Genomic DNA, 26,365 nt, shown 5'->3' with positions numbered 1-26,365 from the left:
GCTTGAATTTCTGCCCCGTGGATTTCACGCCGCATCGATCGGAGGAGAACGAGAATGCGTGTCGGTTGCCCCAAGGAAATCAAGAACAACGAATATCGTGTCGGGCTTACCCCCGGTGCGGTCCGCGAATATGCCGCCCACGGCCATGAGGTGCTGGTCGAGACTGGACTTGGCACCGGCATCGGCGCGGACGATAATGCCTATCATGCGGCCGGCGCCAGGATTGCGAAGACAGCCGAAGAGGTCTTTGCCAAATCCGACATGATCGTCAAGGTCAAGGAGCCTCAACCCGGCGAATGGACTCAGTTGCGCGAGGGGCAAATCCTCTACACCTATCTGCACCTCGCACCCGACCCGGAACAGACAAAGGGGCTTCTTGAATCCGGCGTTACCGCCGTCGCCTATGAGACGGTAACGGACGATCGCGGCGGGTTGCCGCTTCTGGCGCCGATGTCGGAGGTCGCCGGGCGGCTCTCCATCCAGGCCGGCGCCACGGCGCTGCAGAAAGCCAATGGCGGACGCGGTATCCTGCTTGGCGGTGTGCCGGGCGTGCTGCCAGGCAAGGTGCTGGTTATCGGTGGTGGTGTCGTTGGCCTGCACGCGGCGCGCATGGCAGTTGGGTTGGGTGCCGATGTCAGCATCGTCGACCGCTCGATCCCGCGGCTTCGCCAGCTTGACGACCTGTTCGGCGGGCGGGTGCATACCCGCTACTCGACGGTCGAGGCGCTGGAAGAAGAATGCTTTTCCGCCGACCTGGTGATTGGCGCGGTGCTGATTCCCGGCGCGGCGGCACCGAAGCTCGTCACCCGCGAGATGCTATCGGGCATGAAGAAGGGTTCTGTTCTGGTGGATGTGGCAATTGACCAGGGTGGCTGCTTCGAGACCTCGCACGCCACCACCCATGCCGACCCGACCTACGTGATTGACGGCGTCATCCATTATTGCGTCGCCAACATGCCGGGTGCCGTGCCGATCACCTCGGCGCATGCGCTCAACAATGCAACGCTGCATTATGGCTTGCAGCTTGCCGACAAGGGATTGACGGCCATCATGGACGATCCCCACCTGCGCAATGGCCTCAACGTCCACAGGGGCAGAATCACCAATCGCGCAGTCGCTGAATCGCTCGGCTACGATCTGGCCGAGCCGCAAGCGGCGCTGGCCGCTGCCTGATCGTTACGGCAGGCTCATATCTGTTCCAAGCGACGCACCGTCTCAAGCAGCGGCGTTTGAAACGCCCCCGGCTTCGGCTGGGGGCATTTATTGTCGAAGCTGTCCTGTGCGCAAGCCAACAAAAAAGCGGAGCCAAAAGCCCCGCTTCCTCGTCCGCCGGTTCGATTGCCGGTACATCCGCGGTCAATCATCATCCGACGGCTGTCAATCTACCGTAGAAATGTAACGGCGGTGCGACAGATCAAATTCAATATCGCCAGATCTTGGTTAACAAATCCCTAATCCATCAAGGCGTCGAGCCCACGAACCAGGCCCTTGAACTCGCTCACGCGCCGTATGGCGAGCAGCGTGCCTGCCACATAGGGCGCAGCGGAAGAGCCCGCGTCATGGCGGATCGTCAGGCGCTCGTCCGGCAATCCGAACAGGGCCTCGCAAGATAGAATGTAAGAGGGCAGCCGGACGGCATGAACCTGAACGCCCGTGCCCGTCCCGACTGCGGCACCGCGCGTCTCCGGCACGCCAGACACGTCTGACACAGGACGCGCCGTTGCAGGCTGGCGAATCTCGGCCAGCATCTCCGCCAACTCCCGAGCCGTGCCTGACGGCGCGTCAGCCTTGCCGGCGCTGGCATAGTCGATCACTTCGACGTCCGGCACATATTTGGCCGCCATCAGCGCAAAGCGCTTCATCAGGGTGGCTGTAATGGAGAAATTGGCGGCGGCAAGCACGCCGACACCGTTGGCGCGCGCCGCCTTGTCGATTTCGGCGTAGTCCGCAGCACCAAGTCCCGACGTGCCGATGACCATATGCCGGCCTTTCGAGACCGCCTCCAGAGCATGCGCCTTGACGATATTCGGCTTGGTATAATCGACCACTACATCCGAGGCGCTGGAAAGGGCGTCGGCCAACGTGCCGGAAACGACAACGCCGTTTTTTTGTCCCCCGGCGGTTACGCCCGAATCCTGCCCCGCCGCATTGCGCGACACCGCACCAACAAGCGCCATATCCGTCTGCGCCGCGATTGCAGGTATCAGCGCCTTGCCGACCCAACCGGTCGCACCGGCCATTATCACCTTGATCGTCATCGTGTCCGTCGCTCCAGTGGTCGGTTCCTATCGCATCACGCTTGCCATGCGCTCATCGAACGGCATGGTGCGGACAATCTCCTGCTTTTGCGCCACCGGTTGAAACCCGATTTTCTGGTAGAGCGGCAGCGCGGCCGGATGATCGAGCGTGCAGGTCTGCACCGTCACGCGCTTCGGTCCATGCGACCAGCAAGCCGCAACCGCAGCCCCCAGAAACCAGCGGCCAAGCCCCTGCCCCATCGCATGATCCATCATGCCGAAATAGGCGAGTTCCGCCTCGGCGGGCAGATGCGGCTTGACATCGAAAAAGCCAGCGGGCGTGCCATCGAGGTAAAGGATGCGGATATCGCGATCTTCACGATGGATGGTTGCCGAAAGCTCTTCGTCGTTCAACCGCAGCACATTCACCCACTGCCATTTGCGCCCGACGCGATCGGTCAGATAGCGATAGAAATGCAATGGAATATCGCGCGCGCGCAGCAGTGCAATCTGTCGGTTCATCGGCGCCGGTGCGTAGTGGACCGGCGGCGCCGCCATTTCCAGGAACGTGACTGTTACCGGGATATCCTGCGAAACATCGTCCCGCATATCAGACCGTCTTACCAGAGGCCGGACCGGTTTCGACCAGCGTATCGGTTCGCCCACCCCATTCAGTCCATGAGCCGTCATAAAGGCGATTGTCGGTATGGCCAAGCGTCTCCAGCGCAAGCGTGATCGCCGCTGCCGTCACGCCTGAACCGCAGGAGGTAACGACCGGACTCGAAAGGTCGATCCCGGCGTCCTCGATGACTTTTCGCAACGCCGACTTCGGCAAAAGCGTACCGTTCTCGGCCAGCGCCGAGGCCGGCACGTTGCGCGCGCCGGGCATATGACCGGAGCGCACGCCGGCGCGCGGCTCCGGCTCGGTTCCGGCAAAGCGGCCCGGCCCGCGCGCATCCGCAATCTGGCTGTCACCAGCCGAAACGATGCCGCGCATATCCGCCAGGCTGGCGACGCGCCGGGCATCGAAATCGGCGTGAAAAATGCAGGGAGCGACCTTGGTCGGTTCCGCCGTCACCGGTCGGCCCGCCGCCTTCCAGCGATCGAAACCACCTTCCAGAATGAAAACCTGAAAGACGCCCATGACCCGGAACATCCACCAGACGCGCGGCGCCGAGAAGAAACCCGGCCCATCATAGACGACGATGGTGTCGTCGGCGGAAATACCCATCGTGCCGGCATATTGCGCAAACTCCGGCGGATCGGGCAGCATATGCGGCAACGGACTGTTCTGATCCGAGGCGGCATCGATGTCGAAGAACACGGCGCCGGGAATGTGGGACGCCTCATATTCGGCGCGCGCGTTGCGCTTTTGCGCGGGAAGATACCATGACCCGTCAACGATGCTGAAACCGGGCTGGCCCAGCCGCTGCTGAAGCCAATCGGCATCGACTGTGAAGGGGCTGTCCTCGGCCATCATGTTCTCCCTGCTGCATTGCAGCAGCCACTATAGAGCCGGATCAAGCCGCTGGCATAGGCCCGAAACGAAGCCGGAAGCGGCGATTTTCACGTCCTTTCTTCTCGATCTTGCCGATATGGATCTCGCCGACCTCGATTGTGCGCGCCACATGCGTGCCGCCGCAGGGCTGACTGTCCACACTGCCATCCTCGCCAATGCCGACCAGCCTGATTCTACCGGTGCCGCTCGGTGGCCGCACATTCTTCGACTTCACCAGGCCGGGGTTGGCGGCAAACTCCTCGTCGGTGATCCAGCGGGTAAAGACCGGATGATCGGCGCGCACCAGTTCCATCAGCTTTTCGGTTACATCCTCCTTGCCGATGGAGGCATCGGGCATGTCAAAATCGACGCGCGAGTCGTCAACCGCCACGGCAGCGCCGGTAATCGGAAACGGGCATACCACGCTGAGAAGATGGCAGGCGGTGTGCATGCGCATCAGAAGATGGCGCCGCTCCCAGTCGATGGCGAGTTTCAGCTTTTCACCAACCTCCGGCACCGGCTGATCGGGTGCGGGGACATGGATGATCTCGTTCTTCGTCTCGCCGGTCACTGTCGCGGCAATGGCGATCCGGTTGCCATCAGCGCGCTCGAATGTGCCGGTATCGCCCGGTTGGCCGCCCGACGTCGCATAGAAAACGCTGCGATCGAGAATAATGCCGCCCCGATCATTGACGCCGACGACCACGGCCTCGGCCTCCCGCAGATAGGAATCGTCGCGGAACAGCGCGTCTGTCTTGAAACTCATCAGGCGACCTTCTCATACGGCACATCGATTTCGCTTTTCGTCTCCATCCACGCCGGAACGGGAAGGTTCTTCGTGCGCAGGAATTGCGGATTGAAAAGCTTCGACTGATAGCGCGTGCCATAATCGGCGAGGATCGTCACGATGGTGTGGCCCGGCCCCAACTCTCGAGCCAGCCTGATGGCGCCGGCGATATTGATGCCGGTGGAACCTCCAACGCACAGGGCTTCCTCCTGCACAAGATCGAATATGATCGGCAAGGCCTCGTCATCGGGAATCTGATAGGAAAAATCGGGCGCGAAGCCTTCCAGATTGGCGGTAATGCGGCCCTGCCCGATACCCTCGGTGATGGAACCGCCTTCCGATTTCAGTTCGCCTTGCGTGTAGAAGCTGAAGAGCGCAGCGCCCAGCGGGTCAGCCAATCCGATCTTGACGGCCTTGCTGTGTCCGCGCAGGCCGGCGGCGATGCCGGCCAACGTGCCGCCTGAACCGACGGCGGACACGAAACCATCGACCTTGCCGCCGGTCTGCTGCCAGATTTCCTCAGCCGTCGTGTGGATATGGCCGTCCCGGTTGGCGACATTGTCGAACTGGTTGGCCCAGATCGCGCCATTCGGCTCGCTTTTCGCCATCTGCTCAGCAAGCCGCCCCGACAGTTTCACATAATTGTTGGGATTCTTGTAGGGAACGGCCGGAACCTCGATCAGTTCAGCGCCGAGCAGACGGATCGTATCCTTCTTCTCCTGGCTCTGCGTTTCGGGGATGACGATGACGGTGCGGTAACCCAGCGCCTTGGCGACAAGGGTGAGCCCGATACCGGTATTGCCGGCTGTGCCTTCGACAATGACGCCGCCTGGCCTAAGTAACCCACGCTTTTCGGCATCGCGGATAATGAACAGACCGGCCCGATCCTTGACCGACTGGCCGGGATTCATGAATTCGGCCTTGCCCAGAATCTCGCAGCCGGTGGCGTCCGATGCCTTGTTGAGACGGATCAAGGGCGTGTTGCCGATCGTGTCGATTACCGAACCGTACATGGAGCGTTCCTTCCAACCACCGTGCCTGCCGAGTTGTATGGTCTAGAAACGCACGTCGATCGTTTCAAGGAAAGAAATTTCCTGGACCAGTCGCATTTTGGTCCCCGCTATGCGGCAATGTCCGAATCGAGGGACAAACGCCTGACAATCGGAAGGGTATTCGATCAAAGTTGCCCTTTTCTTTCAAATCCTGTCCGCATAGGTGACTAGCGCAAGGGACAGCCAGCGGAACTATGGAATGACACTTTATCGCGCCGATCCGAAGGATGGCGTCGCATGGATAACCGGTGGCAGTTCCGGCCTTGGCCGGGCGCTTGCGAAGCAACTCGCGAGCGATGGCTACGTCGTTGCCGTAACGGCACGCGAGGAAGACCCCATCGACATTCTGGTGGCCGAAGCCGGGTCCCTGCCCGGCCGCATCGTGCCCTGCCCCTGCGACGTAACCGACGAAAAGCGCATGGCCGAAACCGTTGCGATGATCGAAAACCAGCTTGGCCCGATCGCACTCGCCATCTTCAATGCGGGTGCCTATGTGCCGATCGCTGGCGAGAACCTGTCAGTGCGCAAGTTCCGCAATTTATATAATGTCAACGTGCTTGGCATCGTGCATGGCCTCGTGCCCATGGTTCGGCAGATGCAACAGCGTGGGCAGGGTCAAATCGTTCTGGTCGGCTCCATCAGCGCCTATTTCGGCTGGCCGACGACGGCCGCCTATGGCGCGACCAAGGCGGCCATCAATCTCATGGCGCAATCGCTGAAATTCGATTTCGACAAGATCAATATCCGCATTCAGGTCATCAATCCTGGTTTTATCGACACGCCGCTGACGCGAGGAAACGGTGTGCGCATGCCGGCGCTGATGAAGCCTGCCGATGCGGCGCGGCGCGCCGCCAGGGCAATTCAGCGCGGAGGGTTCGAGACCACCTTCCCACGGCGGCTGACGCTCGGCCTGAAACTGCTCAACCTGTTGCCGAGGCCCGTCTGCCACTGGACCATCGAAAGGCTTACCGGCTGGCGGAAGCGGCCCTTGAGCTTTGGCCGCGACCCTCGGAAATGCCGGGAAGATCTATGATCACCCGCACGCCGGTTTGCAACACGCGGGTGGTTTGATCGACACCGCTCAAGCCAGAGCTCCTGGATGTCGACACATCCAGAACGCCTCAATCGTAAGCGCGGCCCATCCGGGCCACTTGGCTTTCGCGCCAACGGGCGCGGCGCGCAGTCGCGCGCTCCAACGGTCATTCAAAATGACGTTGGCATCAAGCAGCGCGAGTTGCCGGGCGCTTGCCACCAAACCGACGCTTGTTGTTGCCCTTGAAGGGCTTTGTGCCCTGGGGTTTCGCGCCTTGCGGCTTGCGTTCGCCATCCGGCTTTGACGCCGCGGCACGATTCGCGAAAGACTTGCCGCCGAAACGCTTCTTTCCAAAACCATCCTTGCGCTTGCCGAAAGGTCGTTTGTCGGCTTCATTGCGACTGTCATTGGCCGGTTGCAATTTCCGCTCTCCGACAGCGGGCCGCTGCGGATCGGGACTGGCCAGATGATCGGCAGCCACGGGCAGTTTCATGCGGATGATACGCTCGACCTGGCGCAGTTTGCTGTTCTCGGACGGATCGACCAGAGTGATGGCCACCCCGTCCAGCCCATTGCGGCCGGTGCGGCCGATGCGGTGGACATAGCTTTCCGCCTCGTCCGGCAGATCGAAATTCACGACATGGCTGATACCGGGCACATCGATGCCGCGGGCCGCAATATCGGTGGCAACGAGAATGCGCACCGAGCCATCGCGAAAGCCGTTCAAAGCCTTCTGGCGGGCGTTCTGGCTCTTGTTGCCATGGATGACCGCCGCCACGAAACCGTCGCGCTCGAGGTCGCGAGTGACACGGTCGGCGCCATGCTTGGTGCGTGCGAAGACGATGACCGAGCGCATCGCATCGTCGGCCAGCATAGTGGATAAAATCTGCCGCTTCTGCTTGGTGCGGGCAAGCACGACACTTTGGGAGATTTCGGCAACGGTGGTGCTCTGCGGGGAAACCTCGACACGCTTGGGCGCACGCAGCAGGCCTTGGGCGAGTTCCGCGATCTCGTCCGGCATCGTAGCCGAAAACAGCGCCGTCTGCCGTGCCGGATGCGTCGCCTTGGCAATGCGGCGGACATCGTTGATGAAGCCCATATCGAGCATGCGATCGGCCTCATCGAGGACCAGCCAGGTCGTCTCGGAAAGGATCACATCCTTCTCACGCACCAGATCGGTCAACCGGCCGGGCGTAGCGATCAGAAAATCGACGCCGGGCGCGATGCGTTTCACCTGGCTGCCGCGCGAAACGCCGCCAAGCACCAGCGCGGTCGAGATATGCGTGCCCTTGGCGAGCAGCTTCACCGTATCTTCGATCTGAACCGCGAGTTCGCGCGTCGGCGCGAGAATAAGCGCGCGTGCGGTCCTGGGCCGGCGCTTCGTGCCGAGCGCGATGATCTTGGACAGGATGGGCAGCGCGAAAGCCGCGGTCTTGCCCGAACCGGTCTGGGCGATGCCCAATATGTCCCGGCCTTCCATCTGGGCAGGAATCGCCTGCTCCTGAATGGGCTTCGGTGTCGTGAAACCTGCGGCGTGAGTGGCTTTCAGAAGCTGCCCGGTTATTCCAAGTCTCTCGAAACCGGTCAGTTCCGTATTGTTTTCGTTGGTCAAAATTTTTCTTCTTTCATGCAGCCATGGCTGCAAAACGATTGGGCGGCGGGGCGCAACCCGCTACCGGAAAATTCACATGAAACGACAAGGCGGCGGACGGGATGCGTCCGCGCGGCTGCGCTGTCGTGCCCGCCGGTCTGCCGAACGGGGCTTGTTCACAGCTTTCCGTTGCCGGAAAGGTGAAACAGACGCAACCAGTCCCAATCTCAGGAGAAAGCCGGTTCTTCGCACCGGCCCAAGCGCCTATGACCGCGCATATGGAGCAGTTCGGGGCAGAAAGCAAGAGCGTGATGTTGCAATGCAGCATTTCGGTAAGTGCGTGCTTCGAGACGCCGGCGTCGCCGGCTCCTCAGCATGAGGAAGGTAGGTGCGACTCCAGTTTGAGTAGTGCGTCGTTCGAGACGGCAGCACGCTGCCTCCTCACGATGAGGGAGGTTTGTGTAACGTCGCCTCAAAGCAACGGGACAGGCGTCTAATGCCGCCCTCTCAAGATAGCGAAAAACAGGCATTGCCCCCGCCCTCATCCTGAGGTGCGAAGCGAAGCGGAGCCTCGAAGGACGAGGGCGGCTCCAGTTCTCGTGGATGGAAATTTATCGCCTGCCGCAGCCGATAAGAATAAATCCGTTGCCAATCAGGCGCTTGCCCCGTTAACGGCGGTTTCCTTCTCCCCGCTTTGTCCACACCCGCCATCCTTCCCGCATAATCCGTCTCAGCAGCTTGCCAGCGGGAACGGGTGTGCACACTCGAGCATCCAGGCAAGTGTGGCGCCGGGTGTGTTATCCGTAACAGTGAACGGAACCGCCCGGCCCGAACCGGACCTGNCGTTGCTCGCGCCCGCAAATGGGCGATGGGCCGGGAAAGGCAAGGGTAGAAACGCCGGCGGGCGCGGACAACCGTGCCATATAATTGAACTTAGGAGGTACGGCCCCGCGCCCGCTTCCCGACCTTTCAAGTTTGAAAGGTCCGTTCTTTGAAATGGCCAGGGCCGAAAGGCAGCGTGGCAACGGTGAAGTGTAGCCTCAGCCCAGCCTCTGGCCATACCGGGGTCTCCGCCAGCGACGAGCGACAGCGAGCGAGCTTAAGGGCGGGGCAAGGAGCGTCCCCGCCAGCGACGAGCGCAGCGAGCGAGCTTAAGGGCGGGGCAGACGACAAACAGGGCCGTAAGGCAGCGTGGCAACGGTGAAGAGCGGCTATGCCCGGTCTCCTACGCCATGAGGAAATAACGCACGACCAAAGCCGTGCTTGCGCTCAGGCAGTCGCGTGGCTACCAAAACAAACTACCCATCATGGGCGCTCATCAGGGTGCCCATGATGGGCTTCCAAGAGGGACGTGCGATGAAAGACGTGCTGAAAGAACTCGAACGCCGCCGTGAGATTGCCCGCATGGGCGGCGGACAGGCACGCATCGCGGCCCAGCATAAAAAAGGAAAATTGACAGCGCGCGAACGCATCGAGGTCTTCCTTGACGAAGGCTCGTTCGAGGAATTCGACATGTTCGTCGAGCACAGATCGACCGATTTCGGCATGGAGGACACTCGGATCGCCGGCGACGGCGTGGTAACGGGTTGGGGCACCGTCAACGGTCGCCCGGTCTATCTCTTCGCCAAGGATTTCACCGTGTTCGGCGGCTCATTGTCTGAAGCGCATGCCGAGAAGGTGCAGAAAGTCCAGGATATGGCGCTGCGCAACCGTGCGCCCATCATCGGCCTTTACGATGCGGGCGGCGCACGAATCCAGGAGGGCGTGGCGGCGCTTGGCGGCTATGCCGAGATCTTCCAGCGCAATGTGCTTGCTTCCGGCGTGATTCCGCAAATCTCCGTCATCATGGGGCCGTGCGCGGGCGGCGACGTGTATTCGCCGGCCATGACCGACTTCATCTTCATGGTACGCGACACCTCCTATATGTTCGTGACCGGCCCCGATGTGGTCAAGACCGTGACCAATGAGACGGTGACAGCCGAGGATCTTGGCGGAGCCTCGGTCCACACCACAAAGTCATCGATTGCCGACGGCGCCTATAATAACGATGTCGAGGCGCTTTTGCAGATGCGCCGTTTCGTCAATTTCCTGCCGGCCTCCAATACCGCCGAAGTTCCCGAGATCGAATGTTTCCAGCCGGTGACCGATCACGACCTTTCGCTCGACCGACTGGTGCCGGACAACGCCAACAAACCGTACGACATCAAGGAACTGATCCTGAAAACCGTTGATGAGGGTGATTTCTTCGAGATCCAGTCCTCCTTCGCCAGAAACATCGTCACCGGGTTCGGTCGCATGGAAGGCCGTACAGTTGGCTTCGTCGCCAACCAGCCGATGGTGCTGGCGGGCGTTCTGGATTCCGACGCCAGCCGCAAGGCGGCACGCTTCGTGCGCTTCTGCGATTGTTTCAATATTCCGATCGTCACTTTCGTGGACGTTCCTGGTTTCCTGCCCGGCACGGCACAGGAATATGGCGGCCTCATCAAGCACGGAGCCAAGCTGCTGTTCGCCTATGCCGAAGCGACGGTGCCGAAAGTCACCGTCATTACGCGAAAAGCCTTCGGCGGCGCCTATGACGTGATGGCCTCAAAACACCTGCGCGGCGACATGAATTACGCCTGGCCGTCGGCACAGATCGCGGTCATGGGCGCCAAGGGCGCGGTGGAGATCATCTACCGCAAGGACATCGGCGACGCCGACAAGATAGCGGCACATACCAAGGCTTACGAGGACCGCTTCCTGTCGCCGTTCGTTGCCGCCGAGCGCGGCTATATAGACGAGGTGATCATGCCGCATTCGACTCGCCGCCGCGTCGCACGCGCGCTCCGGATGCTGCGCAACAAGGATCTCCAGAACCCCTGGAAAAAGCACGACAACATCCCGCTGTGAAGACGGGAACCGGCGGCTAGGCGCGTTCAAGCCGCGGCGCTGACAACCTCGTTAAAGGTATCGAGATCGACATAGAACACCCGAATGATCTCGGCGATCAGTTCGTCGTCGTCATAACCTTGTGATTTCAGGATGTTGACGGCCGTCAATATGTCGAAACGTTCCGTCAGGCGTCGCTTCTGATAATCCTCGAGATAACGTTCCATCGGCAAGCCCCTCCCTGCCCGATTGCCTCAACGCGTCGAAACGCACAGATCGGAGGTATGCTAGAACCGCTCGCTTGCGTGGAACTTGCCAACAAGACCAGCGCCTCCCTTCGATCTGCCCCAAACCCGGACTGACACGGAAACGTGGCCGACTCACATGGCCGTTGCAAAGCTAACACAGCTTGTTTCAGTCTTGAAAAGATCGAGTTTTTTGGTTGCGGCGCAAAGACTTTCCCGCTGTGATCAACGACCGAAGAAGGCGAGACGAAAACGCGGAGCGCATTGCCGGCGATGAAGCGCAACATCATACCGATCGTCGTCAGTTCGCTCATTCTGACAGGCAGCATCGATCCGGCGATTGCCGGCTATGCCGACGGTAAATTACCGGACGGCATCTATCACTGCGAGGCTTACCTGCTCGGCCGTTTTCTCGATCTCGGCGACATTTCGATCAAGGGGCGTGTTTACAGCGAACCTCGCCTCTTCGGGCCGCCGGGGCAGGGATATAATTACCAGATGGATACAATGGGAGAGATCACCTGGCTCGGCCCGCTTGGCGGCTATAGCTCCGGCGGCAACCGCATATCGCTCACGCAAGCCACATTGGAAGAAGGCGCGACCCCGTCATTTGATATCATCATGCGGCAGGCTGACGGCGCCTTCACCGCCTCCACCTGCACGAAGCGGCCATAGTCTGTTCTGTCAGGTCTCCAGAATTTCTTTAACCACCGTCGCCAACTGTTTGAGAGAGAATGGCTTTGGCAGGAAGCCGAATTGCGCGTCGGCGGGAAGATTCTTTGCAAACGCATCCTCCGCATACCCGGAAACGAAGACGAACTTGATGTTGGCCTGGCGCTTGCGCAATTCGCCAAGCAAGGTCGGGCCATCCATTTCCGGCATCACGACGTCGGAAACGACAATATCGACCTTGCCTTCGAGCTGTTCAAACACCTCAAGCGCCTCTACACCGGATGAGGCTTCATGGACCGTATAACCACGCGAGGTCAGCGCCCGCACCCCACCCATGCGCACGGCATCCTCATCTTCCACCAAAAGCACGGTGGCCGAACCTGAAAGATCCTTGGCCGCCTCCGCCTGCTTGGCTGGTGTAACAGGAGATTCGCTCCGCTCGTCTATGGAACTGGGTACGTCCTTAACCGCCTCGGCAATATAGCGTGGCAACAGGATGCGGAAGATCGTTCCCTTGCCGACTTCCGATTCACAAAAAATGAAGCCGCCGGTCTGCTTGATAATGCCATAGACCATGGAAAGGCCGAGACCAGTGCCCTTGCCGACTTCCTTTGTGGTGAAGAACGGCTCGAAGATCTGCTTTAGAGCATCGGCGGGAATGCCGGTTCCGCTATCCTCGACTTCGACCATGACGTAATCGGCCGGCACCAGTTCGCGGTAGCCCAGGGTTCTGCTTTCCTCCGATGACACGTTGCGCGTGTGAACAGTGAGATCGCCACCGCCCGGCATGGCGTCACGCGCATTGACGGCGAGATTGACCACAACCTGCTCGAACTGTCCGATATCGACCTTGACCGGCCAAAGGTCGCGCCCATGATCGATCTTGAGCTTGATATCGTTACCGACGAGCCGGGCCAACAGCATCCTGAGGTCGGCCAGAACATCCGTGAGGTTAAGCACCTCGGCGCGAAGCGTCTGTTTGCGCGAGAATGCCAGAAGTTGCCGCACAAGCGAGGCGGCCCGGTTGGCGTTCTGCTTGATGTTCATGATGTCCGGGAAGGACGGATCAGACGGCCGATGATTGGTCAGAAGCAGGTCCGACGCCATGATAATGGCGGTGAGCACATTGTTGAAATCATGGGCAATGCCACCGGCAAGCTGACCCACCGCCTGCATCTTCTGGCTTTGGGCCATTTGAGCCTCAAGTGCCTTCTGCTCGGTCGTCTCGACAGCATAGACGATTGCCGCCTCCTCCGCGGCGTCGCCATCCGTGCCGTCCGCGACAGCATTGACGTAGAAGCGGACATGCCGCTCCTCATTGTCGGGCAGGACAGTATCGATCGGCGTGATATCGGCCTGACGCTGCCTGGCCTTGTCGAGTGCGGTTGCGAAAGCGTTCCGATCCCGCTCGTGTATGACGGTGTCGAGACGGACACGCCGGTCAAGAGCATCGCGGTCCACGACACTGGAAAATAGCGAAAGGAACGGCGCATTGGTGCGCAATATGCGGCCGTCTTGATCCACGCCGGCAATCGCCATCGGCGTCGAGTTGAAGAACCGCGTGAATCGGATCTCTGAAGCGCGAAGTTCCGCTGAGGCGTCCTCACCCTGCGTACGATTGAGTACGATGGTTCGCGTCGGCCCGGTCGAACCATCACGACTGGCCGAAACATGATGCATGAAACGCACCGGCAGAACCTCGCCTGCGATCGTCGTCATATCAAGATCGATAACGGCGTTGCGCGTCGTGCCGGGGTCGGCACGCACAGAGCGCACCAGCGCCATGCCGTCACCGGCAACGATCTGCTGCAAGGTAACAGCACCTGGTGTGAAACTGGCAAGATCGATGCCCAGCCATTCAGCCAGCGTGGCGTTGATATAGGTGACACGGCCGTCTTGATCGGCCGAGAAAAAACCGGCAGGCGCATGGTCAAGATGATCGATGGCTTTCTGGAGATCGAGGAAGAAGCGTTCCTGTTCCGCTCTCTCCTGGGAAATATCGGCTAGTTGCCAAGCTTGCAGCGGCTGACGCTGTCCGGGAATATTGAAAAGCCTTGCGCGGACTTTATACCAATGCGCGCCGGCATCGGCACCTGAGCGGATCGGCTGGGACAGCCGGAACTCACCATCGCCGATTTGCCCGTCACGCAGGCCAGCTGCCAGGCGATAAATAGTCGCCGCGGCCTCCGGGATGTCCGAAAAAAGGGCCTCCACGGTTTTCAGGTCCGCGCTGGAGGCTGCACCGGTCATGTCCGCATAGGCATGATTGGCGTAGACGATACGGCTCTTGTGATCGATGACAAGCAGGCCTTGCCCCATTGAATCGACGAAAGCCTTGGAAAGCTCATCTCCGCTCGAACGCGGCACCATTTGTATGAAGCCGATAGCCGTGGCGAACAGAAAGCCAACGCCAATCATCGCCAACACGCCCAGCAAGCCGAGCAGAAACGGATCACCAAGACGCTCGCGGAAAAGCACAAAGAAGATCGCGGCAGCGATCAGCACCAGAATAAAAATGACAAGCCGGGTGACAGCACCTGGCCTTGTGGTCTGGCCCATGATCGGCACCGGATAGAAATCTCCGCGCGCTTCCTTGACCATGTGCCCCCTGCCTGCGATTCTTGGTGCCCCGCTCCCGCCCGGTTGAATCATATTCTCCCCTTGCGGGGAAGGCCTCGATAGCAACTGTCCATGAAAAACGGCCGATTTGGGCATTGCATGGTGCCGGAAGCGTCAGTGCTTCATACATGGCGATGTCGAGAATAGCGACTTGCAGGCTGCCAATCCGTTGCTTAGTCTCCCGCCCGGCGACATCGGGCAGTCTAAAACAGGCGAATTGGGGGGCCTATGCTAGAATCATTAAACCGAATTGCAGGCCCAAGCTACGCGTCGGCCCTGTTGTGGACCTTCGCTGCACTCATTTTTCTGGTTATCGTGCTGGTTATCGTCCGTCTGATCCGCAGCATGACGTTTGGTACCTTTGTCGTCGGAGGGCGCAACCGCAAGACGCGGCTTGCAGTCATGGACGCCACCGCTATCGATAGCCACCGCCGGCTGGTTCTGATTCGGCGCGACGATATCGAACACCTCATTCTGATCGGCGGGCCGACCGATGTCGTGGTTGAGCGTGATATCAGGCTGATCCAAGCGCGCCGTCCGGGTCCGTCCGGAGATCTCGCTCAAGGGCAACGTCCGCCACCCGCCCCGCGCCGACCTCAAGCATCTTCATCACAGCCTCAGCCCACCTCTCGTCACGAGCCACCTGTTACAAAGCCACCTATCGTCGCACATCCAACGAATATGTCGCCGATCCAACACAACAACATTGCCGTGCAAGGAAAATCCGAACCATATAAGCCGCTTCAATCCGACCCCATCGATGATACGCTGATGAGTGAGTTGGAAGTATCTCTGGATGCGCTATCCGTGCCGGAGCCGGTAACTCCCGTGAAGGCTCAGCCGTCCCTGGATGACGAAATGGCACGGCTGCTTGGCGAACTGTCTTCGCACAAGAAACAGGTATAAAAAAATGGCCGTAAACCGGCCAGCAAAACAGTTGATCCTGAAGAATTCCCGGACTTAATCGTCGCGATAGACTTTTTCGCGACGTTCATGCCGCTCCTGCGCCTCGATGGACAAGGTCGCGATGGGACGGGCATCAAGGCGCTTCAACGCGATGGGCTCACCCGTTTCCTCGCAATACCCGTATGTGCCTTCCTCTATGCGCTGCAGCGCGGAGTCGATCTTGGAAATCAGCTTGCGCTGCCGGTCACGGGCACGAAGTTCGATCGCCCGATCCGTTTCAGAAGACGCACGATCGGCAAGGTCAGGAAGATTGGCGTTTTCCTGCTGGAGTATCTCCAGCGTCTCGCGCGCTTCGCGCAGAATGTCATTTTTCCAGGAGACCAGCTTGTGGCGGAAGTATGACTTCTGCCGTTCGTTCATAAATGGCTCGTCTTCGGTGGGTATGTAATCGGCGGTAAAGATTTCGTTCATACGACTCACCCGACAACCCAAGATTTGGCGCCTATATATTCGCGGTGCCTACCGGGCACAAGCGTAAACAGCGACGTTTTCACGCATTTGTTAAGTCGTGGCTGTGAACGCGATTTCCGTGGATTCACCATGCGTTGCGCTACGCGCCGGTGGCGGCTAGGTTTGATGATATTTTCGCCAGTGCGTTGAAAGGGGAATGGTTGAGCAGGCTCTATCTTCTCAGGCATGCTAGGGCCGGCTGGGCAAAACCCGGAATGAAGGATTTCGACCGGCCGCTCGATGAAACCGGAATTGCTGACGCCAAGGCCACGGGCGAAGTCATGCGCGCTTGTCATTATGTTCCGGATCTTACCCTGTGCTCGACAGCCCTCCGCACGCGGGAGACGTTGGAGGAGATTGCTGCATCGACCGATACGGGACGGGTCATCTTTCTAGATGCCCTCTACTCTGAAGACGCCGGCACCTACCTTGACCTGATCCTGCAAAACGGCAGCGCCGGATCGCTACTGGTGATCGGTCACAACCCGATGATGGAAGATCTGGCAATGGCCGTTTCGCGCGGCGGCGAAGAAAGCGCTCTGACCTTGTTACAGCATGGCTTTCCCACATCCGGGCTCGCGGTCATACGCTTCGAGAAAAGCCTAGGGCGGGCAGCACCTGACAGCGGCTACCTCGAAGCCTTCCTTTTGCCCATGCACCAATGAACGTCCTTCAAAACCCGCAAGGAATGCCTATATCGGAAGACCGCAAAACGAGGACAGACGCTTGGCATCTTCGTTGACCACCTTCACCGACGAAGCCAGGATCGCCTTCGACACGCTGTCGGGCCGCACGGCTGGCCTTTTCTTTCCCTCGATCCGGCTGGGCGTTACCGGCCTTTCGCGCGCCGGCAAGACGGTATTCATCACCGCATTCGTCCATAACCTCATTCACGGCGGACGCCTGCCCCTGTTCGAGGCACAAAAATCCGGTCGCATTGCCCGTGCCTTTCTCGAAGAACAACCGGACGATGCGGTACCTCGCTTTCAATATGAAGACCATGTGGCGACGCTTGTCGGCCAGCGCCTTTGGCCACAATCCACGCGTGCCGTTTCGGAGTTGCGGTTGACCATCGAATATGAATCGGCGTCCGGCTGGAACCGCATGTTTGCGGCTGGGCGCCTTGCGGTCGACATCGTGGACTACCCCGGCGAATGGCTGCTCGATCTGCCCTTGCTAGGCAAGTCCTTTACCGATTTCTCTCGCGAGGCCTTCGATCTCGCACGTCTGCCCGTGCGCGCCGATCTTTCACAGGCATGGCGCGAACTTAATGCAACCGTCGCACCTGATGACGACGCCGACGAAATGACCGCGCGGCGTTTGGCGGAAAGTTTCGCGGCCTATCTGCTCGCATGCAAGCACGACGATCGCGCGCTTTCCACCTTGCCGCCCGGCCGCTTTCTGATGCCGGGCGATCTGGAAGGTTCGCCGGCGCTCACCTTCGCCCCCCTGTCCGATCTCGACGGCCGCCGTGCTCGCCCCGGTTCCCTCCATGCCATGATGGAGCGGCGCTACGATGCCTACAAGACGCATGTGGTGAAACCCTTCTTTCGCGAGCACATCGCTCGACTCGACCGCCAGATCGTGTTGATCGACGCCATGCAGGCGTTGAATGCCGGGCCTGCCGCACTGGCCGATCTCGAGCGCGCTGTTACAGAAATCCTGGCCTGTTTCCGGCCCGGTCGCGGTAATTTCCTCACAGATCTGGTGTCTCGGCGCATAGATCGTATCCTGATCGCCGCCACCAAAGCCGATCATTTGCATCATGAAAGCCACGATCGCTTGCAGGCGATCGTGCGACGTATCGCCGACCGTGCCATCGCGAGGGCAAATTTCACCGGCGCCACGGTGGACGTCGCGGCCATGGCTGCCGTACGCGCCACGCGCGAAGGCACGGTAAAACAGGATGGAGAAACACTCCCGGTGATTATCGGCATGCCCTTGGCCGGCGAACGTATCGGAACGCAGACATTTGACGGCAACACGGAAACCGCCATCTTTCCTGGAGACCTGCCGGAAGATGTACGAACGGTATTTGCGGAAAATGCCGATCCAGAAAATGGGGCTACAGATTCCGCCCTCCGCTTCGTTCGCTTCAGGCCGCCCAAATTGGAGCGAACCGCAGAGGGAGTAACTCTTTCGCTTCCGCATATCCGGCTCGACCGTGCGCTGCAATTCCTGATCGGAGATCGCTTGGCATGAGCGTAAGCCGCGAACCGGCCGCATTCCCGCTGGCCCCAAAAACGGAAGAACCGGCAACCCTTGCCGGTGCTAAAAGCAGCTCCCCTTCGCAACCGCGACGCAAGCCTGTCGCGGTTTCCCCCCAGAGGGTGACTGCCATTCCCGATGCCGTCGATGTGTTCGACGAGCTTGACACGGCATTGACCGAGCCGCCGCCGGCAACGGTGGCACGCCGGCGTTCACTGATTGGCACGATTTTTTTTGGTGCGGTCGGCGTTCTTGTCTCGCTGGCCATCGGATTATGGACAGACAGCCTCATCCGCGACCTGTTCGCGCGTGAGCCCTGGCTGGGTTGGCTGGCGCTTGCCATGGCCGGAATCGCACTCCTTGCGTTGGTTGTCATCCTGGCACGTGAATTCATAGCAATCGCCCGACTGGCGGAAGTGGAAAAGCTGCAACGCCGCGCCCTCGACGCCGTCGCAAGAGACGATGGCAAGGCGGCCCGCGCGGTTGTCCAGGAATTGTCTTCTTTCGTCGCCTCCAAACCGGAAACGGCGGCCGGTCGCCGCGCCCTTGCGGACCTGGGTGAGGAAATCATCGATGGTGGCGACCTTATCCGACTCGCCGAAACGGAAATCCTCGCCCCGCTCGACACCCGCGCAAGACAGATAATCCTCGATGCCGCGAAGCGTGTATCGTTGGTCACGGCGGTTAGCCCCCGTGCGCTGGTCGACGTCGCCTATGTCGTTTTCGAGGCAGGACGTCTGATTCGCCGGCTATCGGAGCTTTATGGCGGCAAGCCGGGAACATTGGGCTTTTTCCGCCTGGCCCGCAGCGTGCTGGCGCATCTTGCTGTAACGGGTTCCATCGCGATGGGTGACAGTGTAGTGCAACAACTTGTCGGGCACGGGCTGGCGGCGCGACTGTCCGCCAAGCTCGGTGAAGGCGTCGTCAACGGTATGATGACGGCACGAATCGGCATCGCGGCCATGGAAACGGCGAGGCCCCTTCCCTTCACGGCGCTGAAGCGCCCCCGCATGAGCGATTTTCTTTCAACCCTGACCTCCTTCGCCAGTCGCAAAGGCAAAGAAAAGCCAGCTGACGGGCACTGACGGGCTGTGTCAGCTCTGGCAGAATAACGCAGGTGACGAACCGTTAACCATTCTTCTCCATGTTTCGTCTGAGTTCCATCATGATGTAATTGTTGCTTTGGTGCCGTCGATGAAAAGCGTGATCCTGCCCGCAGTCTTGTCGCTCACTGCCGCGCTGGCTTTGCAGGTGGGCCTGACGACCAAGGCAAAGGCGTCCGAGCAGGACAAACGCTTTTTTCACTCCATTGAAGGTCAATGGTCCGGACCGGGTGAAATTGTCGCCGGAAAGTACAAGGGCACCAAATTCAACTGCAATTTCGTCGGCTCGACCCCCGCCGAAGAGATCGGTATGACGCTTGATGGCGGCTGTCGGGTTGGTGTCTTCACGCAAAAGATGTCGGCAGTAATCGAACATAAGAGTCGGCAAGGCTATCGTGGCACCTTTATGGGCGGCGCGAAAGGCGCCGGTCTCGATGTTGTCGGTGGGAATGTCGTCAACGCGCGCAAGGTGGTCTTCGCTATCAACCGCAATGAGTTGCGCGGCGTTATGCAGGCGCGTGTGCCCACTGATAATTCAATGATCGTGACGGTGTCGGTACGGGTCGGCGACCAACTGGTTCCGGTGATCGGTATGAATCTCAAGCGCATCGATGCCGTCGCCGTAGGATCTGTAGCCGCGAACTGACGACAGGCAAACCTTAGATTCAGTCAATTTTTTCGCTGAGCAGGCCGGACACGAAATCGAACAAGCCGGGCCGCCTGTCACGTCTCAACCGCTCGGCCGTGACCACGGAGCGAACTTCGGTGAAAGCTCTGTCCAAATCGTCATTGACGATGACAAAATCATATTCCGTCCAATGTTCGATCTCGTCACGGGCATTATCGAGTCGTGTTGCGATCACCGCTTCCTGATCCTCGGCGCGCCGTTTCAGGCGCGCCTTGAGTTCTTTCATCGAAGGCGGCAGGATGAAGACGGAAACGATGTCGCCGCGCACCTTCTCCTTGAGTTGCTTGGCGCCTTGCCAGTCTATGTCGAACAGCATGTCGCGACCTTCGGCCATTGCTCGCTCCGCCGGCTCGCGCGGCGTCGCGTAGAAATTGCCGTGCACCTCGGCCCATTCCAGCAATTCGTCATTGTCGCGCAGGATCTCGAACTCCCGCCGTGTACGAAAATGATAATGCATGCCGTCGATCTCGCTGCCGCGGCGCGGTCTCGTCGTTACGCTCACGGAAAGCTCAAAGCCCTGATCGCTCTCGATCAGGTTGCGGGCGATCGTCGATTTTCCCGCCCCCGAAGGCGAGGACAGGACAAGCATCAAGCCCCGGCGACGTATGCGGGAACCGGCATCCTTCGGCACCATGGGCTACTCCAGATTCTGAACCTGTTCGCGAAACTGATCGACGACCGCCTTCAGTTCCAACCCAATCGAGGTGACGGCAGCGGCATTCGACTTGGAGCACAGGGTATTCGATTCGCGGTTGAATTCCTGCGCAAGAAAATCGAGCTTGCGCCCGATGGCACCACCGCCGGCCAACAACGCGCGACCGGACGCGACGTGAGTTTTCAGGCGGTCGATCTCCTCGCGAATATCGGCCTTCGTCGCAAGAAGCGCCGCCTCCATGGCGAGCCGCCCCTCATCGACGCCAATACCGGCATCCAGCAAAAGGCGCACCTGATCCGCGAGGCGTGTACGGATCGCCGCCGGTTCACGCGAAGGATCGGCTTCCACTCGCGACGTCAGCACCTCGACGACATCCAAATGCCCGGACAACAATTTGCTAAGCGCTTCGCCCTCTGCCCGCCTTGCCTGTTCAAGGCTGGACAGTGCCTCCTCCAAGGCCGCCAGAACGACCGTGTCAAGCGCCGCCCGCGCGTCCTCTGTCTCGACTGTCTCCGGTGTTTCGAGAACGCCGCGTAGCGCAAGCAAGCCGTCTGATGTCGCCGGGCCAACTCCGAACTGGTCCTGAAGGCGTTTGGCCAATCCAGCCAGGTCTTTCAGAAACGCCTCATTGACCACAGGCTGTGCCTGCGTACCGGCAAGCCGACTGATCGTCAGATTCGCCTGAAAATTACCGCGTACGAACCGCTTCTGGATCGCCTGGCGAACACCGGCTTCCAGCCGCTCATAGCCCGGCGGTAACCGCAACCGGACCTCGGCGCTCTTTCCGTTGACCGATTTGATTTCCCACGCCACCGCCGTGCCGTCGCAAGCAGCAGCGGAACGCGCAAAACCGGTCATGCTCTGCAAATTCATGGCTGCCCGTCCCTGCCCGCCACTATTGCGCGGTATCGACGCCCGCGCCGTCCCCTTGTTCGTCATCGGGTTTCTGGGCGGCAGCCTTGGCGGCTTCTTCAGCCTGTTTCTTCTGGTAGGCGCGATAGCGGGCGACATTGTCATTGTGCTCGGCCAACGTCGCCGCGAACACATGGCCTCCGGTTCCATCGGCGACGAAATAGAGGTCCTCGACCTTGGAGGGATTGGCCACGGCCTCCAGCGAGGCGCGGCCGGGGTTGGCTATAGGGCCTGGAGGCAAGCCCTTGATGAGATAGGTATTGTAAGGCGTCGGCTTGTCGATGTCGGATTGATAGATCGGCCGGCCAGTAGGTTTGCCCTTGCCGCCGAACAATCCGTAAATGATCGTCGGATCCGACTGCAGACGCATGCCCTTCTCAAGACGATTGAGGAACACGGCCGCAATCCGCGAACGCTCGTCCGGCTTACCGGTTTCTTTCTCTACAATCGATGCCAGTGTCACAAATTCATTGATATTGGCAAGCGGCAGATCCGGGGCACGATGCGTCCATATCTGATCCACCAGTCTTTTCTGATCGGCGACAAGCCGGTTGATCATTTGCTGACGGGTCATGCCACGGGTAAAGCGCAGCGTGTCGGTAGCAAGGCTGCCCTCCGGCGGAAGCGTTGCCGGCATGTCGCCAACCAGTTCCTCCTGTGCAGCGATGCGCTCGAAAGCCTGTTCTACCGTCAGGCCTTCGGGAATGGTCAACGAATAAGTCACCGACTTGCCGCTCTTCAGCAGGTCCATGATGTCATGCATCGAGGCATGCGGCCTGATGGCATATTCGCCAGCCTTAAGTGCCTGATCATTGCCATAGGCGCGCACACCGAGCCGGAAAATGCGAGCATCGGTGACAAAACCGCGTTGCTCCAGTTGATTGGCAATCACGCCGACGCCGGTATTTTCCTTGACGATGAATGTGTCGCCGCTGGCGGAGGGACCGGGTTCATTGAAGGCCTGCCGCCCAAAAAAGACCGCCACGCCGACTGCCAACACCAACAGCACAACCAGCGAGACGACGAAGTTCAGGAACACCACGATCTGGCTGCGCGAGGCGCGCGAACGTTTTTTCGGCGGCGGCGTACCGGCTTCGGGCCGCAGTGCCTCGCTTGCGGTCTTCGGCACGATAGGCCCTGCCACGGGTTTCGCGTCGCTCAATTGCTCGTCGCTACCCGGATTGGTGTTCATGGTACGCACCTGCTTGATCTGGCACCGATTCCTTCGCGGCAGATTAGGGGGGAATATGGCGAAATTGACAACGCCCGCACCATGCGAATGATCGCCTCAAAAGGTCGATCAACCATTGTAACGCTGGAAGACGAGCGAAGCGTTTGTGCCACCGAAACCAAAGGAATTGGAAAGCGCGACGTCGATAGTACGGGCACGCGGCTTGTGCGGCACAAGGTCGATCGCCGTCTCGCGTTCTGGATTGTCGAGATTGATGGTCGGCGGCGCGATATTGTCGCGGATAGCAAGGATCGAGAAGATTGCTTCGGCGGCACCGGCGGCGCCCAGAAGATGGCCGATCGAGGACTTGGTCGAGGACATCGAGACCTTCGAGGCGCCATCGCCGACCAAACGCTCGACAGCGCCTAGTTCGATGGTATCCGCCATGGTCGAAGTTCCATGCGCATTGATGTAGTCAATGTCGGCCGGCTTGAGATTGGCGCGTTTCAGCGCCGCGCTCATGCAGCGAAAAGCACCGTCACCGTCCTCGGCAGGCGCCGTGATGTGATAGGCATCGCCAGTCAAACCATAGCCGGTAACTTCGGCATAGATCTTCGCGCCGCGCGCCTTTGCATGCTCCAGTTCCTCCAGCACGACAACGCCCGCGCCCTCACCCATGACGAAACCGTCACGGTCGCGGTCATAGGGGCGCGATGCCTTTTGCGGTTCGTCGTTACGTTCGGTGGAAAGAGCGCGGCAGGCGGCAAAACCGGCGAGAGAAAGGCGGGTGACAGGCGATTCTGCGCCTCCGGCCAGCATTACGTCTGCGTCGCCCCACGTGATCAGACGCGCCGCATCGCCGATGGCGTGCGCGCCCGTCGAGCAGGCGGTGACGACGGCGTGATTCGGCCCCTTGAGACCATGACGAATTGAAACCTGGCCCGAAACCAGATTGATGATCTGGCCTGGGATAAAGAACGGGCTGATGCGGCGCGGGCCGCGCTCCTGCAGGATGATCGCGTTTTCCGCGATACCCTCGATGCCGCCGATACCGGAACCGATCAGCACGCCGGTAGCGCACTGATCATCGTGGGTCCTGGGTTCCCAGCCGGAATCCTTCAGCGCTTCGTCTGCTGCGGCGATCCCGTAGAGGATGAAGTCGCCGATCTTGCGCAATTCCTTCGGCTCAAGCACGGCCTCGGGGTTGAAGCTGTTGTCGGCGCCGTCACCGCGCGGGATGACGTGTGCGATCTTGCACGGCAAGTCGTCCACCTCGAAAGATGTGACGCGCCTTGCCGCGCTTTTACCGGCCAGAAGCTCTTTCCAGCCGTGCTCGAAGCCCATGCCGAACGGCGAAAGCAGGCCAAGGCCCGTGACGACAACACGTCTCATCGCGCGTTCTCTCTGCTGGCACCGGCGAAAGTGTCAGGCCGAAGCCTTGTCGATATACTTCACAGCGTCGCCGACCGTGAGAATGGTTTCGGCCGCGTCGTCTGGGATCTCGACGCCGAATTCCTCTTCGAACGCCATGACGAGTTCGACCGTGTCGAGGCTGTCGGCACCCAGATCGTCGATGAAGCTCGCCTGTTCCGTTACCTTGTCGGCATCGACGCCGAGATGCTCGATAACGATCTTCTTGACGCGCTCTGCGGTGTCACTCATGTGGGCATCCTCGCTTAAAGTTGTCTGTCTTCGTTAGCGGGCGCATTGCCGCTAATCAAGCTGAAAGATAGTCCTGCCGATACACAACGAAGCAGGTCGGTTTTTGCCCGAACCGCCGGGTTGCGGGCCGCATTACACGAAAAGTAATGCATATCCAAGGTGAAATGGGCCTTATCAACCGCCGTCAGATCATCGCCATGCCGCCATTGACGTGAATCGTCTGGCCGGTGACATAGGCTGCTTCATTGGAAGCAAGCCACGCAACGGCAGAGGCAACTTCCTGGCCGGTGCCCATGCGCCGGGCCGGAATGGCGGCCATGATTGCATCCTTCTGCTTGTCATTCAGCTTGTCGGTCATGGCCGATTCGATGAAGCCCGGTGCCACGCAGTTCACCGTGATGTTACGGGTTGCGATCTCCTGCGCCAACGATTTGGAGAAGCCGATCAAGCCGGCCTTGGCTGCACAATAGTTCGCCTGGCCGGGATTGCCCGTGACGCCGACAACCGAACTGATATTGATAATGCGGCCATGACGGCGACGCATCATCGGATGGGTCAATTCACGCGTCAGCCTGAATACGGCGGTGAGGTTCACCTCCAACACCTTGTCCCAATCGTCGTCGGACATGCGCACAAACAGCCCATCACGGGTGATGCCGGCATTGTTGACCAATATATCGACACCCCCGAGATCGGCTTCCGCCTGCTGGCCCAGCGCCTTGACGGCATCACGGTCGCCGAGGTCGGCGGGAAACAGCTTGACCCGCTCGCCGAGTTCGGAAGCCAACGCCTCAAGTTTCTCCTTGCGCGTACCGTGCAGGCCGACGGTTGCGCCCTGGCTGTGCAGGGTTCTGGCGATCGTCTCGCCAATACCACCGGTCGCGCCGGTAACGAGCGCGTTACGGCCGGTCAGATCAAACATGTTCCGCTCTCCATTGCGTCCGTTCTGCCAAAGCAGAGGACAATCTCTAATCTCTTAACCCAATGCGGTGAGCGCCGCATCCACGTCCGCCGGTGTGCCAATCGGCGCTGTAGCCATATCGCGGTTGATACGCCGGGCCAGCCCGGAAAGCACCTTTCCGGCGCCGACTTCATAAAGTGTCGTCACGCCATTCGCGCCAAACCACTCGACCGTTTCGCGCCAGCGCACACGCCCGGTAACCTGCTCGACCAGTCGCGCGGAGATCAGATCCGGATCGCGGGAAGGCTCAACGGACACGTTCGAGACAACCGGCACGACAGGTGCGTTCTTCTTCACATCTGCCAACGCCTCTCGCATCGCGTCGGCGGCCGGTGCCATCAATGCGGAATGGAAGGGCGCCGAGACTTGAAGCATCAGTGCGCGTTTGGCACCTTTTTCCGTGCATAGCCTCGCGGCAAGCTCGACAGCGGCTTTAGCGCCGGAAATCACCAGTTGTCCGCCGCCATTGTCGTTGGCGACTTGGCACACCGAGCCTTTGGCCGCCTCGGCGCAAGCCGCCTCGACATCGCCCTGCTCCAGACCGATAATCGCCGCCATTGCGCCCTCACCCACCGGCACCGCCGATTGCATGGCATTGCCGCGGATGCGCAAGAGCCGCGCGGCATCGGCCACGGAAAAGAAACCGGCCGCCGCTAATGCCGAATATTCGCCAAGCGAATGACCGGCCACGTAGCCGACCTTGTTCCTGAGCGAGAGGCCGCCTGCTTCCAGCGCACGGAACGCGGCAAGTGAAACCGCCATTAACGCCGGTTGAGCATTGGCCGTCAGCGTCAAGGTCTCATCCGGGCCTTCCCAGATCACCCTGGACAGCTTTTCGCCAAGCGCATCATCCACCTCTTCGAAAACGCGTCGTGCCTCGGGAAAAGCTTCGGCAAGGTCCTTGCCCATGCCGACAGCCTGGCTGCCCTGTCCCGGAAAGGTGAATGCAATGGCCATTTGTCGCCCCGCTTCTTGATTCAGCCAGCC

General features: G+C 60.1%; 25 protein-coding genes. 9 read left to right on the top strand and 16 right to left on the bottom strand.

What is annotated here, in order from left to right:
* The first annotated feature begins 54 nt into the window (after positions 1–54).
* Positions 55–1,173 (top strand): alanine dehydrogenase, encoded by a 1,119-nt coding sequence (gene ald, locus BFN67_RS09640; RefSeq protein ID WP_080919403.1) that lies wholly within the window; start codon positions 55–57, stop codon positions 1,171–1,173.
* 278 nt (positions 1,174–1,451) lie between these two features.
* Here the strand turns inward: ald and dapB are convergent, their stop codons facing one another.
* From dapB to BFN67_RS09615, 5 genes are read right to left on the bottom strand one after another with little or no spacing between them, the layout of a single operon-like run.
* Positions 1,452–2,258, bottom strand: coding sequence for a 4-hydroxy-tetrahydrodipicolinate reductase (gene dapB, locus BFN67_RS09635; protein ID WP_080919402.1), 807 nt, complete (start codon positions 2,256–2,258; stop codon positions 1,452–1,454).
* Between the two features lie 27 nt (positions 2,259–2,285).
* Positions 2,286–2,846 (bottom strand): GNAT family N-acetyltransferase, encoded by a 561-nt coding sequence (locus BFN67_RS09630; RefSeq protein ID WP_080919401.1) that lies wholly within the window; start codon positions 2,844–2,846, stop codon positions 2,286–2,288.
* Between the two features lies 1 nt (position 2,847).
* The gene (gene sseA / locus BFN67_RS09625; RefSeq protein WP_080919520.1) at positions 2,848–3,714 is read right to left on the bottom strand and encodes a 3-mercaptopyruvate sulfurtransferase; all 867 of its coding nucleotides are present in this window, start codon (positions 3,712–3,714) and stop codon (positions 2,848–2,850) included.
* Positions 3,715–3,757: 43 nt separating this feature from the next.
* A complete protein-coding gene (locus BFN67_RS09620; protein WP_080919400.1) occupies positions 3,758–4,501 on the bottom strand; it encodes an alanyl-tRNA editing protein in 744 nt (247 codons plus the stop codon).
* Positions 4,501–5,535 carry a cysteine synthase A gene (locus BFN67_RS09615; RefSeq protein ID WP_080919399.1) on the bottom strand — a complete coding sequence of 345 codons (1,035 nt, stop codon included), beginning with the start codon at positions 5,533–5,535 and terminating at the stop codon, positions 4,501–4,503. Before BFN67_RS09615 ends, BFN67_RS09620 begins: the two co-directional genes overlap by 1 nt.
* Before the next feature lie 238 nt (positions 5,536–5,773).
* Here BFN67_RS09615 and BFN67_RS09610 point away from each other — a divergent pair, with 238 nt between their 5' ends.
* Entirely contained in the window at positions 5,774–6,607 is an 834-nt protein-coding gene (locus BFN67_RS09610; protein ID WP_080919398.1) for an SDR family NAD(P)-dependent oxidoreductase, read from the top strand.
* 187 nt (positions 6,608–6,794) lie between these two features.
* On the opposite strand, the gene BFN67_RS09605 is transcribed toward BFN67_RS09610, so the two are convergent.
* Complete coding sequence (locus tag BFN67_RS09605; RefSeq protein WP_425349765.1) at positions 6,795–8,252, bottom strand: DEAD/DEAH box helicase; 1,458 nt, start codon at positions 8,250–8,252, stop codon at positions 6,795–6,797.
* 1,302 nt (positions 8,253–9,554) lie between these two features.
* On the opposite strand from BFN67_RS09605, the gene BFN67_RS09600 reads away from it, so the two are divergent.
* Positions 9,555–11,087, top strand: coding sequence for an acyl-CoA carboxylase subunit beta (locus BFN67_RS09600; protein WP_080919397.1), 1,533 nt, complete (start codon positions 9,555–9,557; stop codon positions 11,085–11,087).
* A 26-nt stretch (positions 11,088–11,113) separates the two neighbouring features.
* Here BFN67_RS09600 and BFN67_RS09595 read toward each other — a convergent pair whose 3' ends face one another.
* Positions 11,114–11,293, bottom strand: a complete 180-nt coding sequence (locus BFN67_RS09595) for a hypothetical protein (protein ID WP_080919396.1) — start codon at positions 11,291–11,293, stop codon at positions 11,114–11,116.
* 291 nt (positions 11,294–11,584) lie between these two features.
* On the opposite strand from BFN67_RS09595, the gene BFN67_RS09590 reads away from it, so the two are divergent.
* Entirely contained in the window at positions 11,585–11,986 is a 402-nt protein-coding gene (locus BFN67_RS09590) for a hypothetical protein (RefSeq protein ID WP_080919395.1), read from the top strand.
* A gap of 9 nt (positions 11,987–11,995) precedes the next feature.
* On the opposite strand, the gene cckA is transcribed toward BFN67_RS09590, so the two are convergent.
* A complete protein-coding gene (cckA, locus tag BFN67_RS09585; RefSeq protein WP_080919394.1) occupies positions 11,996–14,584 on the bottom strand; it encodes a cell cycle histidine kinase CckA in 2,589 nt (862 codons plus the stop codon).
* Between the two features lie 246 nt (positions 14,585–14,830).
* Here cckA and BFN67_RS09580 point away from each other — a divergent pair, with 246 nt between their 5' ends.
* Positions 14,831–15,508 (top strand): flagellar biosynthetic protein FliO, encoded by a 678-nt coding sequence (locus BFN67_RS09580; RefSeq protein ID WP_080919393.1) that lies wholly within the window; start codon positions 14,831–14,833, stop codon positions 15,506–15,508.
* A gap of 54 nt (positions 15,509–15,562) precedes the next feature.
* Here the strand turns inward: BFN67_RS09580 and dksA are convergent, their stop codons facing one another.
* Complete coding sequence (gene dksA / locus BFN67_RS09575; protein ID WP_080919392.1) at positions 15,563–15,979, bottom strand: RNA polymerase-binding protein DksA; 417 nt, start codon at positions 15,977–15,979, stop codon at positions 15,563–15,565.
* A 200-nt stretch (positions 15,980–16,179) separates the two neighbouring features.
* Here dksA and BFN67_RS09570 point away from each other — a divergent pair, with 200 nt between their 5' ends.
* From BFN67_RS09570 to BFN67_RS09555, 4 genes are all read left to right on the top strand, one after another.
* Positions 16,180–16,683: a SixA phosphatase family protein gene (locus BFN67_RS09570; RefSeq protein WP_080919518.1), complete on the top strand. Its 504-nt coding sequence runs from the start codon at positions 16,180–16,182 to the stop codon at positions 16,681–16,683.
* A 61-nt stretch (positions 16,684–16,744) separates the two neighbouring features.
* Positions 16,745–18,220: a YcjX family GTP-binding protein gene (locus BFN67_RS09565; RefSeq protein ID WP_080919391.1), complete on the top strand. Its 1,476-nt coding sequence runs from the start codon at positions 16,745–16,747 to the stop codon at positions 18,218–18,220.
* The gene (locus tag BFN67_RS09560; protein WP_080919390.1) at positions 18,217–19,311 is read left to right on the top strand and encodes a YcjF family protein; all 1,095 of its coding nucleotides are present in this window, start codon (positions 18,217–18,219) and stop codon (positions 19,309–19,311) included. Before BFN67_RS09565 ends, BFN67_RS09560 begins: the two co-directional genes overlap by 4 nt.
* 109 nt (positions 19,312–19,420) lie before the next feature.
* A complete protein-coding gene (locus tag BFN67_RS09555; protein WP_080919389.1) occupies positions 19,421–19,975 on the top strand; it encodes a hypothetical protein in 555 nt (184 codons plus the stop codon).
* Positions 19,976–19,994: 19 nt separating this feature from the next.
* On the opposite strand, the gene gmk is transcribed toward BFN67_RS09555, so the two are convergent.
* From gmk to fabD, 7 genes are all read right to left on the bottom strand, one after another.
* Positions 19,995–20,651, bottom strand: a complete 657-nt coding sequence (gene gmk / locus BFN67_RS09550; protein WP_139789103.1) for a guanylate kinase — start codon at positions 20,649–20,651, stop codon at positions 19,995–19,997.
* Positions 20,652–20,654: 3 nt separating this feature from the next.
* Positions 20,655–21,545, bottom strand: coding sequence for a YicC/YloC family endoribonuclease (locus tag BFN67_RS09545; RefSeq protein ID WP_080919388.1), 891 nt, complete (start codon positions 21,543–21,545; stop codon positions 20,655–20,657).
* A gap of 22 nt (positions 21,546–21,567) precedes the next feature.
* The gene (gene mltG, locus BFN67_RS09540; protein WP_080919387.1) at positions 21,568–22,776 is read right to left on the bottom strand and encodes an endolytic transglycosylase MltG; all 1,209 of its coding nucleotides are present in this window, start codon (positions 22,774–22,776) and stop codon (positions 21,568–21,570) included.
* 108 nt (positions 22,777–22,884) lie between these two features.
* Positions 22,885–24,147: a beta-ketoacyl-ACP synthase II gene (fabF, locus tag BFN67_RS09535; protein WP_080919386.1), complete on the bottom strand. Its 1,263-nt coding sequence runs from the start codon at positions 24,145–24,147 to the stop codon at positions 22,885–22,887.
* 33 nt (positions 24,148–24,180) lie between these two features.
* Positions 24,181–24,417, bottom strand: coding sequence for an acyl carrier protein (locus BFN67_RS09530; protein WP_006203723.1), 237 nt, complete (start codon positions 24,415–24,417; stop codon positions 24,181–24,183).
* Between the two features lie 184 nt (positions 24,418–24,601).
* Entirely contained in the window at positions 24,602–25,339 is a 738-nt protein-coding gene (gene fabG / locus BFN67_RS09525; protein ID WP_080919385.1) for a 3-oxoacyl-[acyl-carrier-protein] reductase, read from the bottom strand.
* Positions 25,340–25,393: 54 nt separating this feature from the next.
* Positions 25,394–26,335, bottom strand: coding sequence for an ACP S-malonyltransferase (fabD, locus tag BFN67_RS09520; RefSeq protein ID WP_080919384.1), 942 nt, complete (start codon positions 26,333–26,335; stop codon positions 25,394–25,396).
* Between the last annotated feature and the right edge of the window lie 30 nt (positions 26,336–26,365).

This window comes from Manganibacter manganicus, assembly GCF_002075885.1.
Classification (GTDB): domain Bacteria; phylum Pseudomonadota; class Alphaproteobacteria; order Rhizobiales; family Rhizobiaceae; genus Mesorhizobium; species Mesorhizobium manganicum.
The sequence above is the reverse complement of the archived record's forward strand: the minus strand, read 5'-3'. Positions and strand labels throughout refer to the sequence as shown.